This is a genomic window from Prevotella sp. MGM2 (assembly GCF_002933955.1).
Classification (GTDB): domain Bacteria; phylum Bacteroidota; class Bacteroidia; order Bacteroidales; family Bacteroidaceae; genus Alloprevotella.
This window is the reverse complement of sequence record NZ_BEWW01000313.1, coordinates 1-15,743: the sequence shown is the minus strand read 5'-3', so window position 1 is coordinate 15,743 and position 15,743 is coordinate 1. Positions and strand designations below refer to the sequence as shown.

Here is a 15,743-nt window from a genome sequence, read left to right as displayed (position 1 = left end):
TTTAAGGGGTCAATCTTATTATGCCCGAGGGGGGCAAACTCACGCGCCTTTTCCATAAGCCTCACGAAGTGCATCTTTTTCCTCTTGGAAAAACAAATCTAATTGGGTCGAATTCCATTCACTCTTCTTTAACCCAATATTAGATTGTCTTTTTCACTGCAGTAGGCTGATTTTGAGAATATCATATAAGAAAAATAGAGGCTGGATATGAATGATTTTGTGAGTAAAAAACTCCGTTTTGGTTCATTTTTGGGGTACTTATTCGGGGTAATATAATCTAAAATTAATAATAAATGCTCTTCCATAATTTATATGAAAGAGCATTATATATTAGACTAGAAAAGCTTAATCAAGCTGTGCGAGTTTGTTTTCAGAACCCAATACTTCTACTATTTTGTGTTCATATTGTTTCTGCATGTTGTCACGAGCCGGACCGAGGTATTTGCGTGGATCGAACTCACCTGGTTTTTCTGCAAATACTTGGCGGATGGCAGCTGTCATGGCCAAACGAGAGTCAGAGTCGATATTGATTTTACAAACAGCGCTCTTGGCAGCCTTGCGAAGTTGTTCTTCAGGAATACCTACAGCGTTGGGGAGTTTGCCGCCGAACTTGTTGATGGTATCAACTTCTTCCTGAGGAACGCTGGAGGAACCGTGCAGAACGATGGGGAAGCCGGGGAGTTGCTCCATTATGGCATCAAGTACATCGAAAGCCAAGGGGGGAGGAACCAAGCGACCGGTAGCGGGATCAACGGTGCACTGTTCCGGAGTGAACTTGTAAGCACCATGGCTGGTACCAATGGAGATGGCCAAACTGTCGCAACCGGTTCTGGTTACGAAGTCTACTACTTCTTCAGGTTGGGTGTAGTGGCTTTCAGCGTGAGATACTTCATCTTCAACACCGGCTAAGACGCCAAGTTCGCCTTCAACCGTTACGTCAAACTGGTGAGCATATTCTACCACTTTTTTCGTAAGAGCGACATTTTCTTCATAGGGAAGACCGGAACCGTCAATCATAACAGAGCTGAAGCCCATGTCAATGCAACTTTTGCAGGTTTCGAAACTGTCACCGTGGTCGAGGTGCAATACTATTTCGGGATGCTTGCAACCAAGTTCCTTGGCATATTCAACGGCACCTTCTGCCATATATCGAAGCAAGGTTTGGTTGGCATATTGGCGTGCTCCTTTTGAAACCTGAAGGATAACCGGGCTCTTCTTTTCTGCAGACGCCTTGATGATGGCCTGGAGTTGCTCCATGTTGTTGAAGTTGAACGCGGGAATGGCATATCCGCCGTTGATAGCGCCTTTGAACATCTCGCGGGTGTTCACCAAGCCTAAGTCTTTGTAATTAATCATAATTGTAGTAATTTATGAAGTTGAAAAAATGATTTCCACCACAAAATTACAATTTATCTGTGTCATAGGAAAATTTCAGATGTGCTTTTTTCGGAAAGACATAGTGAGAACGATGAGGTATATGGCTTGGAACATTAACATATTTAACTTTTAGAAACATTTTAGTGGCGTTTCTTATAGGGAATATGATGATGTTATGCTACTGGAATAAGGGTTGTTTAAAAAGTAATACGGATAATTTTTACAACAATACGGATAGTTTTTAAGACAAATAGGTTCTTGAGAGCCTGTATAACCTTCAGAATATATGACAAAGAGGACGGTTTATCAGAACCGTCCTCTTTGTCCAAGCAAATATACGAATTTTTTTGTTCAAAAGCAAGAAATGTTAAAATGCAGAATCGGCAGAATTGGCGTTGTTAAAGAAGATGGGAATGCAGGAACAGATAGGGGGTGACAGAAATAAAGTTTATTCAGAATGTTTGTTTGGATTTGAGGATAATAGTGTGTCGTAATGTTTGTTTATAATGATATTTTGTGTAACTTTGTTGTCGATTTTATGAAATTATTGCGGTTTGTGTAGTGAATCGCAGGTTTTATGAATAATTAAATAGGGGAACTATGGTTTTTGATTTAAATATGTTGCATCGTTTTTACGATGATTATCCCAAGCGGATTGCACGGATACGTGAAGTGATGAAGCGCCCGTTAACATTGGCGGAAAAAATACTCTATGCACATTTATACGATTTATCCTCGATAACAGAGTATAGGCGTGGCATGGATTATGCTGATTTCAGGCCGGACCGTGTGGCCATGCAAGATGCCACAGCGCAGATGGCATTGCTGCAATTCATGAATGCCGGTCGGTGTGAAACTGCTGTTCCGGCTACGGTGCACTGCGATCATCTGATAAAGGCTTCGGAAGGGGCTGCCGCTGATTTAGCCGCGGCTTGTTCGGTAAATGCTGAAGTCTATGATTTCCTTAAATCTGTGGCAGCTTGTTATGGTATCGGCTTTTGGAAACCTGGAGCTGGTATTATTCATCAGGTTGTTTTAGAAAATTATGCATTCCCCGGTGGTATGATGGTGGGAACGGATTCGCATACTCCTAATGCCGGTGGCCTAGGAATGGCGGCTATTGGGGTAGGAGGAGCTGATGCTGTAGATGTTATGGCCGGTATGCCTTGGGAGTTGAAAGTACCGCGGCTTATCGGTGTACGTCTTACCGGTAAACTGTCGGGATGGGCTTCTCCTAAGGATGTCATCCTGAAATTGTCGGGAATGCTTACCGTTAAGGGAGCTACTAATGCTATTGTCGAATATTTTGGCGATGGGGTTTCTACCTTGTCATGTACAGGACGGGCCACGATATGCAATATGGGGGCAGAAATAGGGGCTACAACTTCCCTTTTCCCCTATGATATGGCAGACCGTCGTTATCTTATTGCTACGGGGCGTTCAGAAGTGGCCGCTTTGGCAGATAGTGTGGCGGAAGATTTATGTGCTGATCAGGCCGTGATTGCGGATCCTGCTCGTTATTATGACATGGTTATAGATATAGACCTTAGTACTCTTACGCCTTATGCTAATGGTCCTTTTTCTCCCGATGTGGCTACTCCTGTGAATGAAATGAGGGAGAAGGTTACCTTACATAATTATCCGGACAGGATAGAGGTTGTACTTTTGGGTTCGTGTACGAATTCTTCTTATCAGGATTTGCTGCGTGCCGCTGCTGTGCTTGAAGCTGGTTTGAATGCCGGTTTGAATATAAAAACTGAATTGGTAATTAATCCGGGTTCGGAATGTATTCGCGCTACTGCTGAACGCGATGGCTTGTTGACGGTATTCCGTCGGGCCGGAGCTGTTATCATGTCTAATGCTTGCGGCCCCTGTATAGGGCAGTGGAAGCGAAAAACAGATAATCCAACCCGCCGTAATACGATAATAACAACTTTTAATCGTAATTTTGCCAAGCGTGCGGATGGCAATCCTAATACGTATGCTTTTATAACCTCGCCGGAAACAGCTATCGGCTATGCTTTTACAGGGAGTCTGTCGGAACATCCGGCGTGCGATGCTTCTTTGGATTTTCTAAGTCCAAAGGTTAATACTGATTTGCCTCCGCAGGGTTTTGCAGTCTATGATTCCGGTTATCTGGCGCCGATTGATGGTGCCCCCCAACCTGTAATTAGGGCCGATAGTGAACGATTGCAGCGTCTTACACCATTTGCGGCTTGGAATGGCAATGATTTGAATGGATTGCGTCTTCTTATAAAAACTAAGGGGAAGTGTACGACTGACCATATTTCAATGGCAGGTCCATGGTTGAAATACCGTGGCCATTTGGACAAAATTTCAAATAATTTGCTGATGGGGGCAGTGAATGCCTTTACCAATGAAACCAATATTGTTAAGAATGTGTTGACGGGTAAGATGGATGCTGTTTCAACTGTTGCACGTGCTTATCGTGATGCCGGCATCGGCAGCATTGTGATTGCTGAGGATAATTATGGTGAAGGTTCCAGCCGCGAGCATGCGGCTATGGAACCGCGTTATTTGGGAGTAAAAGTGATTTTGGCTAAAAGTTTTTCACGTATCCATGAGACTAATCTGAAAAAGCAAGGAATGTTGGCGCTTACATTTAAGTCACCGGCAGATTATGACCTTATACGCGAGGGAGATATTTTTGATGTAGCGTGTGCAGCCATCAGTCCTGAAACGGACATAGAAGTTCTGATACATCATTCTGATGGCACATCCCATCGCATAAAGGTCTGCCATACTTATAATGCCCAGCAAATAGGGTGGTTTCGTGCAGGAGCAGCATTGAACAGTTGAAGGTTGGAATTGTTAAATTAATGAACTGAAGAAAATGACAAAGGTAAAAATAAACGGTAATGGCTCTTTGTTAGTGCCTGATTGTGTGACAATTCCTTTTATCACGGGCGATGGTGTTGGAGTGGAAATTACTCCAGCAATGCGCAGAGTGGTGGATGAAGCAGTTCGCAAATGTTATGGAGGAAAATGGCGTATTGACTGGCTTGAAGTGCTGGCTGGTCAGAAAGCTTATGATATGTCAGGCGTTTATTTGCCAGAAGCGACTATGGCTGCTTTTCGTGAATATCATATAGGTATCAAGGGACCTCTTACTACGCCAGTGGGAGGTGGTATACGGTCGCTTAATGTTGCCTTACGTCAGGATTTGGATCTTTATGTCTGTCAGCGTCCTGTACGTTGGTTTCGTGGGATCGCTTCTCCTGTTCTTCGGCCTGATTGGGTTAATATGGTCATTTTCAGGGAAAATACTGAAGATATTTATGCAGGAATAGAATGGGAGGCCGGGAGTGCAGAAGCTCATAAATTCTTTAATTTTCTGCAGCAGGAAATGGGAGTGGATAAGATCCGTTTCCCGGAGACGTCATCATTTGGCGTAAAACCGGTTTCAAAGGAAGGTTCTGAACGGTTGATAGTTGCAGCTTGCCGTTACGCTTTGGAACATGGTTTACCTTCTGTAACTTTGGTTCATAAGGGGAATATCATGAAGTTTACCGAAGGAGGTTTCAAACGTTGGGGATATGAGGTGGCACAAAAGGAGTTTGCCCAAGAAATCTCCTCCGGGCGTCTCGTTATTAATGATTGCATTGCCGATGCTTTCTTGCAGAATGCCTTGTTGCGCCCGAAGGACTATTCGGTTGTGGCAACTTTGAACCTGAATGGTGATTATATTTCCGATATGTTGGCGGCACAGGTGGGGGGCATTGGTATTGCTCCCGGTGCCAATATCAACTACCATACAGGTAATGCTATTTTTGAGGCTACGCATGGTACGGCCCCTGATATTGCGGGGAAGAATAAGGCCAATCCTTGTTCTATTATTCTTTCTGCCGTGATGATGTTGGAATATTTGGGGTGGAATGAGGCCGCAGGTTGTGTGGTTAATGCCATTGAGACGATTTTTGACCGGAAGATGGCTACAGTGGATTTGGCACGCTTTATGGAAAACGGCATGGCTTTAGGCACTAAAGAGTTTGCTGATGAATTGGTGAGAATTATTGATGGTGTCAGCGTTTAATATTAATATCTGGATTGATTATGACTACAAAAAAAGAATATCTTGTTTATAAACTTTCAGATGAAATGAAAAGTTGTATCCGAATTGATGCTGATCTTTTTAAACGTTTGGACGTCAAACGTGGTCTTCGCAATGAAGACGGTACCGGAGTCTTGGTTGGACTGACAAATATTGGCAATGTCGTAGGATATGAACGAACATCTGAGGGATTGCACCCGATTGATGGTAAACTTTATTATAGGGGATATGAAATCGCAGATTTGGCACATGCTATAATGAAAGAAAACCGTTGTGGTTATGAAGAGGTTGCTTATTTGTTGCTTTCTGGGAAATTACCTGATAAGGAGGAATTGCATGCTTTCAGGCAGCTGATATTTGACAACATGCCTTTACAGCCTAAGACGCTATTGAATATAATAGAGTTGGAGGGGACAGATATTATGAATATTTTGGCACGGAGTGTATTGGAACTTTATACTTATGATGAAAATCCAGATGATACTTCGCGTGATAATCTGATGCGGCAGAGCGTGGAATTGGTATCTAAATTTCCGGCTATTATTGCTTATGCCTATAATATGTTACGTCATAAAACTCTTGGGCGTTCGCTTCATATTCGTCATCCTCAAGAAAATTATTCGATAGCGGAGAATTTCCTTTATATGCTTAAAGGACCTCATTTCACCAAATTAGATGCTCTTACACTTGATCTTTTGCTTATTCTTCAGGCTGAACATGGAGGGGGAAATAATTCTACTTTCACAGTAAGGGTGACATCTTCTTCTGGTACAGATACTTATTCTTCTATTGCCGCCGGTATCGGTTCTCTCAAAGGCCCCAAACACGGCGGTGCTAATATAAAGGTGCGCGATATGTTGCTTCATATTGGGGAAAATTTGAATGATTGGGAAAATGAAGAAGACATTCGTAATTATTTACGCCGGATTATTAAAGGGGAGGTTTATGATCGCTCAGGACTTATTTATGGTATCGGGCATGCTGTTTATACGCATTCCGATCCTCGTGCGGTTTTGCTAAAAGAGATGGCACGGAAACTGGCTGCAGAGAAAGGGCGTAGTGAGGAGTTTGAGTTTATGGAAAGATTGGAGCGGCTGGCTATTGAAACGGTTTATGATATTAAAGGCCAGAGTAAAACCCTGTGTGCCAATGTTGATTTTTATTCCGGTTTTGTTTATGATCTTATAGGTTTGCCAATGGAAATATATACGCCTCTTTTTGCTATGGGGCGTATAGTCGGATGGTGTGCCCACCGTAATGAAGAACTTAACTTTGAAGGTAAACGTATTATCCGACCTGCTTATCGCTGTGTAGCTGAAATCAATGAATATTCACCTCTTAATGAACGATAAATTTATTATAGTATCTCTTTTTGAGATTTTTGAAAAATTATGTATTACGTATCAAAACGTTTGGAGATCGCTTTTGCTCATCGGTTGAGATTGACTTATGAAAGTAAGTGTAACAACTTGCACGGGCATAATGCTATTGTGACTGTGTATTGTATGGCTGAAGATGTTGATGAAAATGGTATGGTCATTGATTTTACGCATATCAAACATCTCATTTCAGACCGTTTGGATCATTGTTATGTTAATGATGTTTTTGAGTTTAATCCTACAGCAGAAAATATGGCTCGCTGGATATGTGAACAAGTACCTCATTGCTATAAGGTTTCTTTTCAGGAATCTGAAGGCAATGTGGCAATGTATGTTAAAGCAGGAATGGAGAATGCAGCTTTATGAAGACTTATCCTATTAATGAAATATTTTATTCTCTTCAGGGAGAGGGATATTATACAGGTACTCCTTCTGTTTTTGTGCGTTTTTCAGGGTGTAATCTCAGATGCCCTTTTTGTGATACAGATCATAGCAGTTTTAAAGTTCTTAATGCAGAGGAAATTGTAGAGAAAGTGAAACAGTATCCAGCAACTCATGTTGTGTTGACTGGAGGTGAACCTTCTCTCTTTATCACAACAGAGTTGTTGGATATGTTGCATGCTGCGGGACGGTTTGTGGCCATAGAAACGAATGGAACTCATGCTTTGCCTATTGGCATTGATTGGGTAACGCTTTCTCCTAAAAATTTATTTATTGATGGAGGCCAACCTGTTATTAAAGTATGCGATGAACTGAAAGTGATTTTCACGGGTGATATGATATCTACTTATCCTGATATTTTAGCTAGTTATCGTTTTTTGCAGCCATGTGATACTGGTGATATTGTAGAGAACGCCAGGATTTGTAAAAATGCAGTCGCTTGGTGCTTGGAAAATCCTGAATGGCGGTTGTCTTTACAAACTCATAAAATCTTACAAATTGATTAAAGGACCAATAGTATTCTTAATCTTCCATTGTTTTAATGAATGGAAGATATGAAGCGTACGTACTGAAGGGCTTTTAATATTTAATTTTTAGAGGACAATTAAGATTATAAATAACATAAGAGTGTGACCTTTTGGTCACACTCTTATGTTATTTATAATCTGATAAGAAAATTAGTTCTTGAAGAAATCTTTTACAGCTTCGTTAGGAACCATTTGCTCGTCAAAAATATAAGCACCAGTTTTCGGGCTTTTTACCATCTTGATAACTTTCGTATATGCACGTCCGTCATTTTTACCCTCACGAAGGGTGGCGACTACTTTCTTTGCCATGGCTTATAAAGTTTTATTTAATTTCTTTGTGGATGGTCATTCTCTTGAGAATGGGGTTGTATTTTTTCAACTCCAAACGGTCGGGAGTATTCTTACGGTTTTTGGTCGTAATGTAACGAGAAGTTCCGGGCAGACCGCTCTCTTTCATTTCGGTGCATTCGAGGATAACCTGAACTCTATTGCCTTTTGCTTTCTTTCCTGCCATAGTTTCGAATTATTAGCCGATTACTTTAATATTTTTCCAATCGCAATATCCCTTGGCTACGGCGTTTGTCAACGCTGCGTCAAGACCTACTTTATTAATCATACGCAAACCGGCAGCGCTGATTTTCAGACTGATCCAGCAGTCCTGTTCTACATAGTAGAATTTTTTAGTGAACAAGTTTACGTCAAACGTACGCTTTGTACGGCGTTTCGAGTGCGAAACATTGTTGCCAATCATGGCTTTTTTTCCTGTAATTTGACAAATCTTAGACATTGCTATCGCTTGTTTTATTATTTATGCTGCTGTCAGTGAGAGATTTTTTTGCCTTGGATTTTCAGAAATTATGGTTGCGTAATCTTGGGGTGGTATCTTATATTATTCCAAGGTATTCTCCACTTACGGGGTGCAAAATTAGTATATTTCTTTTAAACAAACAAGTGAAAGTTGTTTTATTTTAGTGAGTTATTACTATTTATTCTATAACTTCGGTTTCTTCGCAATTTTCTTTTAAATAGTCGCGGAGCATGTGCATGGCAATATTAGTTGCAGAGGCCAGATTTTTGTCGCGACCATTATCTTCTTCAATTATTGTAGTGATAATATTGTCTTTATTACCTACTGCAATCCAAATAGTGCCAACAATAACGCCGCTTCTTCCTCCATCAGGACCGCCAGGACCGGCAAAGCCACTTATGGCTACGGCATAATCGGTATGAAACAGTTCATTTGCTCCTAGAACCATTTGGCGTACTACCTCTTCGCATACAGCTGTTTGTTCTTCAATAATATTGTGATCTACTTTTAAAAGTTCTTCTTTAATTTCATCAGCATAGCAGATTATACCACCTTTATAGTAGTTGGAGCTTCCGGGAACGGCAGTAATGACGCTACCAATACGGCCTGCAGTGCAACTTTCTGCTGTTGATAGTGTCTTGTGGTTACGCCATAACATTTCATTGATTTCTTTGCTGACGAGTTTGAGATCTAATTCCATGATTTTATAGTTCTAATTTTTTTGAATAGGAAATGAGTGTTATAATATAGTTCTCGAATAAGCGGGTTTATTCAAGGGACAAAAGTCTTTGTCCCGATATTTATAATAACCTGTAATGGCTATCATGGCTGCATTATCTGTTGTATAACCAAATTTAGGTATATATATATGCCATTGTTTAGAACTTTCGCGGGCTTTGAAAGCTTCTCTCAACCCCGTATTGGCAGAAACACCTCCAGAGAGAGCCACATGATTGATACCGGTTTCTTTGACGGCTTGTGATAGTTTCTTCATGAGAATGTCAACAATGGTTTTCTCAAGAGAGGCTGCAAGATCTTCTTTGTGATGTTCTATGAAGGTTGGGTTCTTTTTGAGTTCGTCACGCAGAAAATAGAGAAAGGATGTTTTGAGACCGCTGAAACTATAGTCCAATCCCGAGATGTTGGGTTTGCTGAATTTATAGGCTTTGGCGTTGCCTTGTCTGGCCAGTTTGTCTATAATGGGTCCTCCCGGATATCCCAATCCCATAATTTTCGAACACTTGTCTATTGCTTCTCCTGCTGCATCATCAATAGTTTGACCTAATATTTCAAAATCATTGTACGCATTTACTTTTATGATTTGGGAGTTACCGCCACTTACAAGTAAATTAAGATAAGGATAGGGGGGTACTGGATGCTCTTCTTCTGTTTCTTGTATGAAATGTGCCAGAATATGCCCTTGCAGGTGATTGGCTTCAATAAGAGGGATTCCTAATGATAAGGCTAAACCTTTGGCAAAAGATACGCCAACCAGTAATGATCCCATCAATCCTGGTCCCATAGTTACAGCGATAGCTGATAATTCTTCTTTTTTTACATTGGCTTGTTTGAGAGCTTGGTCTACAACGGGAACGATATTTTGCTGATGAGCCCGCGAGGCCAATTCTGGTACAACACCGCCATAAGCTTCATGCACGGCTTGACTGGCTGTTATGTTACTTAACAGAATACCATTACGCATAATGGCTGCGGAGGTATCATCGCAACTTGATTCAATTGCTAGGATGATGATATCTTTGTTAATCGATATATCATCGGAAGTTTTTATGGTGGTATGCTGTTGATGGTATGTCATTGTTTGTATGTTTTTTTTAATGCGTCAGTATTTCCAAACCTTCTTCAGTCATGAGAAAGGTATGTTCCCACTGTGCTGATGGTAGTTCGTCTTCCGTGACAACAGTCCAATCATCTTCTTCGTCAATAAAGACCTCACATGTACCCATGTTTATCATAGGCTCAATAGTAAATACCATTCCAGGAACAAGAAGCATTCCGTTATGATGAGTGTCATAATGGTCGATTTCAGGATCTTCATGGAATTCTAATCCAACACCATGTCCGCAAAGGTCACGTACTACACTGAAACCGTTTTTGTGGGCATGCTTAGATATAGCTTTTCCTATATCTCCGATGAATCCCCAAGGCTTTGCTGCTGCTGCGCCTATATCAAGACATTCTTTGGCTACTTGAACTAAGCGTTTTTTCTCTGAGGTGGTTTTGCCTATAATATACATGCGGGAGGCATCACTGTAGTAACCGTTCAGAATTGTTGATACATCTACGTTAATGATATCCCCTTCTTCCAGAATTTCATCTTCAGAAGGTATGCCGTGGCATACCACCTCATTGATGCTGGTGCAAACACTTTTTGGAAAACCTTCGTAACCTAGAGGAGCAGGAACAGCTCCATGGGCTGTTGTATAATCATAGACAATGCGGTCTATTTCTGCTGTGCTCATACCAACCTTTATCTTTTCCTCAAGAAGGTCGAGTATACCTGTATTGATAATTCCTGATTGACGAATACCCTCTATTTGTTCCGGCGTTTTGATTAAATTACGTGTTGGGACTAGTTCTCCACTATTTTGATAATCCAGAATGCGTCTGTCAAAATCAGTTATAGCTTGACCGGGAGGTGTATGCCAATTTCTTATTTTATGTTTCAACATTATTTTTATTTATATGGTGCAAATATACAACTTTTTTGAATATCATTGGACTTTAATTGTCATACTGTCTGATAAGTTATGGTTGGTGTTGCCTTACACACAATCAGATGAAAACGTTTTGTTTATTTTTATGGTGCCTGATGATAGAGCTTTGGCTATATCACTTCCGGTAGGGGATTGGAATAAGCGCAGATAGAAGTTGGGTATATTGGCTATAATCTGTTCCATAAGAGCAGCAGTCAGTGCTTCATAACGTACGAATTCTATTTCTTTGAAGTAAAACCAAAGCTCAATAGGAAGTCCATTGGGAGTTGGTTCTAATTGGCGGGCCATCAGCCATTGCCATGTTTCTTGATGGATTACCTCTGGATGGTTGATTAATAAGCGCTCAATATAATGACGGAATAAGGCAAGGTTTATTGGAGGATTTCCAGCTTTTTCAATCTCATTGCTTGTTATGATTTTGTGCTGCATTAATTGTGTGGTCTCATCTTCTGTCAACTCTCGTATACTGTTGACGTCAATGTAAAGAGCGCGTTTAACGCGTCGTGCATGGCGCATTTTCATGCCGTCCCAATTTTGAAAAGTGTCACTGACCAATGTGTAGGGAGGAACTGTACATATAGTATTGTCAAAATTTCGTACTTTGACAGTTACTAATGAAACTTCTTCTACAATACCGTTAATGTTGAGTTTTTCTATTGTAATCCAATCGCCGGGTTTCAGCATTTTATTGGTTGAAAGTTGTATGCCAGCTACTAACCCTAGTATTGTGTCTTTAAATATAAACATTAAAACTGTGGCCGCTGCACCCAATCCGGCTATTAATCCCATAGGATTTTCTCCCATAAGGAAAGCCATGATGATAATGGCTCCAATGAGATAAGTAAGCAGTTTCAGGAATTGTATGATACCGATGAGATGATGGCTTTTTAATTTATCCTGTTCGTTGGAATAAATGACAAGATTACTGAGAAATGCTTTGATTAATAATATGATAGTCAGAGTTATATAGATGCGTGTGGCGCCGCTGATAAGATTGATTGCTGTTGGAGACGTCTTTTCGGTGTAACATTGTGGCAACAGTAAATAGAAAATGATGCTTGGAACCACATGCCACAGAGCTTTAAGAACCGGACGGTTAAAGAAATAATCGTCCAATACTGTTTCGGTCTTTTCTACTATTTTGAGAATAACGGGAGTGATGAAACGATGGGCAATGTAGCCTGCCAACCATGATATGAAACCGAGGCATAGCAGTAAAAAAACAAAGATGGATTTTTCTGCATAATGAGGACTCATTCCTATGCTGACGAGCATTTGTTCTATCAAAGAGCGAATACTTTCCATGATTTATGTGTCAATCTTATTTCTCTTGTAATGAGGGGTGACGATGAATTTAAAATAGGCCATTGACATCAGGCTGAGAAAGGCTCCGATGAAGTAAACTATAGAAAAAGAGAATATTTCGGCAATAATGCCACTGCCAACGATTCCAAGACCTATTCCTACATCCCAAGATGTCAGATACGTTCCTGTGGCTGTGGCACGCTGATTGTTGGGAGCCAGATTTATGTAGAGTGAGTTATATGCTGGAAACATAATTCCAAACCCGATGCCCTGTATGAAAGGAACCAGATGGAAACATCCGATGGCCCATGCGGTGTTCCATTTGACAATATACGCACACAAGCCTAGCAGTAAAAAAGCTGAAATAACTAGATAAAAACCATAATGGATACATTCAGTGACAAATCCTCTGTCGACATAACGTCCGGCAAAAATACGCGCTAATCCCATACCAGCGGCTAGTAAAACGAAGAAGAATCCCGGAATAACGTTCAGATGGATTTGTTCTACATACATGGCCACGAAGTTGGTTGTGGCACCATAGGGAATGGACAGCAACAGTAATGCGATACTGGCGGGAATTCCTTTTATAAGTATGAAGCGGTCGAGTGATAATGCCGGGCGTTTTATGCGTGGCTTGACGGTTGTTTTTATTTGTAAGGCTAAAATAAAACCCAGCAGACATGAGCCGAAAGCAATTACGAATATGGACGGGTAGGAGAGGACGTTATGCAAGAATAGTCCCGTCATTGGGCCGAGGCTCAATGCAATGTTATTGGCTAGTCCGTAATAGCCTAATCCTTCGCCTCGACGTTCTGAGGGCATGATATCTACCACCAAGGTGTTCCCGCCAACAGTAACTGTTCCGAATGCCAGGCCGTGGGCTATGCGTAATGCTACAAACATAAGCAGAACTCCCCCTGACATATATCCTAGGAACAGAACCGTAAAGACACCGTAGGCAATCAGATAAAGTGGTTTTCGGGAAAAAGTGTCAAGTAAATAACCGGAAAAAGGCCGGATTGTTAGAGCTGAAATCGTGTAGCAACTCAAGATGAGGCCGATGGCGCTTTCCTGAAGTTGATAATTTTCTTTTAAGTAAAATGGTAGAATGGGTATGAGTAGCCAAAAGCCGAAATAGAGCAGGAAATTAGCCGTCAGAATACAACAATATGAAGAGGTAAACAGTCTGGGATGTGACATGAAATCGGTATTGTTTGGGCTGTTGAGTGCAAATATTCTATGATTCAGTTTATGGCAGTTGGATATGAGCTGTACAAAATAATGGTTCGTATGAGGCTCGTATGATAAAACGTGAAGCAGTGAACTGAAAAACTGTCACTGCCTCACGCACTAAATATTTTTAGATTAATTGGCTGATTCAAATTCCTCAAGGAAACGGATGTCATTTTCCGAGAAGAGGCGTAAATCTTTTACCTGATATTTTAAGTTTGTAATACGTTCCACGCCCATTCCAAAAGCATAACCTTTATAAATGGTACTATCTATGCCGTTTGCTTCAAGAACATTGGGGTCAACCATGCCACAACCTAAAATCTCAACCCATCCGGTGTGTTTGCAGAAAGAACAACCGGTTCCTCCACAGATGTTGCATGAAATATCCATTTCCGCACTTGGCTCTGTGAAAGGGAAATAAGAAGGACGAAGGCGTATTTTCGTATCTGCGCCAAACATTTCGCGAGCAAAGGTAAGCAAAACCTGTTTCAGGTCGGTAAAAGAAACATCCTTGTCGATGTAAAGGCCTTCTACCTGATGAAAAAAGCAGTGGGCACGTGCTGAAATGGCTTCATTACGGTAAACTCGTCCAGGACAAATAACGCGGATGGGGGGGCGGGAATTTTCCATCACGCGGGCTTGGATAGAACTGGTATGTGTACGCAGGACAATGTCCGGCTTTTGTTCTACGAAGAAAGTATCCTGCATGTCACGTGCCGGATGATCTTCTGCAAAGTTCATTGATGAGAAAACATGCCAGTCATCTTCCACTTCCGGACCGTCAGCTAAGGCAAATCCTAAATTTGAAAAAATATTGATTATTTCATTTTTAACAATGGAGAGCGGGTGGCGCGTGCCCAACTTGATGGGATATGCTGTCCGTGTGAGGTCAAGGTCGCTATAGTCCTCTTCCTGCTGGGAAAGATTGGCGCGTAGTTCGTTTAACTTGTCTTGAAGGGAAGTTTTCAGTTCATTGATGCGTTGGCCTATCTCGCGCTTTTGTTCATTAGGAACGCTACGGAATTCGCTCATTAGATCGTTGAGTAATCCTTTTTTGCTGAGATATTTAATGCGTAGAACTTCGAGTGTTTTCTCGTCATTTGCGGTTAGTGAACCAACTTCGTTCATCAGAGCCTGTATTTTCTCTATCATGGCTGTTGTAATCTGTTTTGTTTGAAGTTTTGCTTTACAATAATGTTGTGTCAAATTTTCCGCAAAGTTAATGATTTTTTTGCGGGCAAACAGTCTCGCGAAGGCTTTTTTGTTTTCAACAACAAATATGTTTTTGAGGAGCGGCGACAGCGAAAGCAAACTATTGACGTGAAAACGTATTTCTTAAAAATCTACGAGTATACTAAAAATATCGGGGCGACTTTCAAATCGCCCCGGTTTGTATATGCTTTGGTTTTAATTAGCAATGGTCAATGTTTGCACAGACACTGTTCTTGTGTCCTCGCCGTCGTCTGAATCTTGTATGTCTTGGTATATGCGCATTTCCTTACCTGAGAAACGAACAGTCCAACAATCCAACTCATCCTTATAAGGTTCGTAATCGCATAAGATACCTTGTTGTTCATCATACCATTTCCAATTATTGACTTCAACTTCGCCATTTACATAAAAACGGATAAATTTTCCCGTTGGAGTGAACACGTCTTTACAGGCTATATTGTCAAATATTTCTTCTTCATCAAACAGGTTGCCGATAACCTTGAAATGGGTATCTACTACCTGCCCGTTTTCCAATTTCTTCTTACCACGAGCGATATATTTGCCATTCCAGTAACACCATACATCATGGCTGATGTAGTTCCATGTCCGGCAAAGACTTGCTGTAGCGTCTCCTTGTATGGGAGTAATCAC

The 15,743-nt window shown here is 41.1% G+C and carries 16 protein-coding genes; 5 read left to right on the top strand and 11 right to left on the bottom strand.

Annotation, left to right across the window (positions count from 1 at the left end; all coding sequences use genetic code 11):
• Positions 1 to 345: 345 nt before the first annotated feature.
• Positions 346 to 1,356, bottom strand: coding sequence for a class II fructose-bisphosphate aldolase (locus C5S62_RS11645; protein ID WP_104405550.1), 1,011 nt, complete (start codon positions 1,354 to 1,356; stop codon positions 346 to 348).
• Positions 1,357 to 1,977: 621 nt separating this feature from the next.
• Between C5S62_RS11645 and C5S62_RS11640 the strand changes: the two genes are divergently transcribed.
• The 5 genes from C5S62_RS11640 to C5S62_RS11620 are packed head-to-tail and all read left to right on the top strand — an operon-like array spanning position 1,978 to position 7,775.
• On the top strand, positions 1,978 to 4,197 hold the full coding sequence (locus C5S62_RS11640; protein ID WP_104405549.1) for an aconitate hydratase: 2,220 nt from the start codon (positions 1,978 to 1,980) through the stop codon (positions 4,195 to 4,197).
• Positions 4,198 to 4,231: 34 nt separating this feature from the next.
• Positions 4,232 to 5,431 carry an NADP-dependent isocitrate dehydrogenase gene (gene icd / locus C5S62_RS11635; RefSeq protein WP_104405548.1) on the top strand — a complete coding sequence of 400 codons (1,200 nt, stop codon included), beginning with the start codon at positions 4,232 to 4,234 and terminating at the stop codon, positions 5,429 to 5,431.
• Between the two features lie 20 nt (positions 5,432 to 5,451).
• A complete protein-coding gene (locus tag C5S62_RS11630) occupies positions 5,452 to 6,801 on the top strand; it encodes a citrate synthase (protein WP_104405547.1) in 1,350 nt (449 codons plus the stop codon).
• Positions 6,802 to 6,840: 39 nt separating this feature from the next.
• Positions 6,841 to 7,194 carry a 6-carboxytetrahydropterin synthase gene (locus tag C5S62_RS11625; protein ID WP_104405546.1) on the top strand — a complete coding sequence of 118 codons (354 nt, stop codon included), beginning with the start codon at positions 6,841 to 6,843 and terminating at the stop codon, positions 7,192 to 7,194.
• Positions 7,191 to 7,775, top strand: a complete 585-nt coding sequence (locus tag C5S62_RS11620; RefSeq protein ID WP_104405545.1) for a radical SAM protein — start codon at positions 7,191 to 7,193, stop codon at positions 7,773 to 7,775. Before C5S62_RS11625 ends, C5S62_RS11620 begins: the two co-directional genes overlap by 4 nt.
• Before the next feature lie 171 nt (positions 7,776 to 7,946).
• Here the strand turns inward: C5S62_RS11620 and C5S62_RS11615 are convergent, their stop codons facing one another.
• From C5S62_RS11615 to C5S62_RS13645, 10 genes are all read right to left on the bottom strand, one after another.
• The gene (locus C5S62_RS11615; protein ID WP_104405544.1) at positions 7,947 to 8,105 is read right to left on the bottom strand and encodes a DUF4295 domain-containing protein; all 159 of its coding nucleotides are present in this window, start codon (positions 8,103 to 8,105) and stop codon (positions 7,947 to 7,949) included.
• 13 nt (positions 8,106 to 8,118) lie between these two features.
• Positions 8,119 to 8,310, bottom strand: coding sequence for a 50S ribosomal protein L33 (rpmG, locus tag C5S62_RS11610; protein WP_104405543.1), 192 nt, complete (start codon positions 8,308 to 8,310; stop codon positions 8,119 to 8,121).
• Between the two features lie 12 nt (positions 8,311 to 8,322).
• On the bottom strand, positions 8,323 to 8,583 hold the full coding sequence (gene rpmB / locus C5S62_RS11605; protein WP_104405542.1) for a 50S ribosomal protein L28: 261 nt from the start codon (positions 8,581 to 8,583) through the stop codon (positions 8,323 to 8,325).
• A 199-nt stretch (positions 8,584 to 8,782) separates the two neighbouring features.
• A complete protein-coding gene (locus C5S62_RS11600; RefSeq protein ID WP_104405541.1) occupies positions 8,783 to 9,304 on the bottom strand; it encodes a CinA family protein in 522 nt (173 codons plus the stop codon).
• A 39-nt stretch (positions 9,305 to 9,343) separates the two neighbouring features.
• Positions 9,344 to 10,420 carry a tRNA (adenosine(37)-N6)-threonylcarbamoyltransferase complex transferase subunit TsaD gene (tsaD, locus tag C5S62_RS11595; protein WP_104405540.1) on the bottom strand — a complete coding sequence of 359 codons (1,077 nt, stop codon included), beginning with the start codon at positions 10,418 to 10,420 and terminating at the stop codon, positions 9,344 to 9,346.
• 16 nt (positions 10,421 to 10,436) lie between these two features.
• The gene (map, locus tag C5S62_RS11590; protein ID WP_104405539.1) at positions 10,437 to 11,294 is read right to left on the bottom strand and encodes a type I methionyl aminopeptidase; all 858 of its coding nucleotides are present in this window, start codon (positions 11,292 to 11,294) and stop codon (positions 10,437 to 10,439) included.
• Positions 11,295 to 11,387: 93 nt separating this feature from the next.
• A complete protein-coding gene (locus C5S62_RS11585; protein ID WP_104405538.1) occupies positions 11,388 to 12,644 on the bottom strand; it encodes a mechanosensitive ion channel family protein in 1,257 nt (418 codons plus the stop codon).
• 3 nt (positions 12,645 to 12,647) lie between these two features.
• Complete coding sequence (locus C5S62_RS11580; protein WP_104405537.1) at positions 12,648 to 13,847, bottom strand: MFS transporter; 1,200 nt, start codon at positions 13,845 to 13,847, stop codon at positions 12,648 to 12,650.
• Positions 13,848 to 14,012: 165 nt separating this feature from the next.
• Positions 14,013 to 15,032 carry a phenylalanine--tRNA ligase subunit alpha gene (locus C5S62_RS11575; protein ID WP_104405551.1) on the bottom strand — a complete coding sequence of 340 codons (1,020 nt, stop codon included), beginning with the start codon at positions 15,030 to 15,032 and terminating at the stop codon, positions 14,013 to 14,015.
• A gap of 255 nt (positions 15,033 to 15,287) precedes the next feature.
• A partial coding sequence (locus C5S62_RS13645) for a hypothetical protein (RefSeq protein ID WP_190311586.1) occupies positions 15,288 to 15,743 on the bottom strand: 456 nt, incomplete at its 5' end.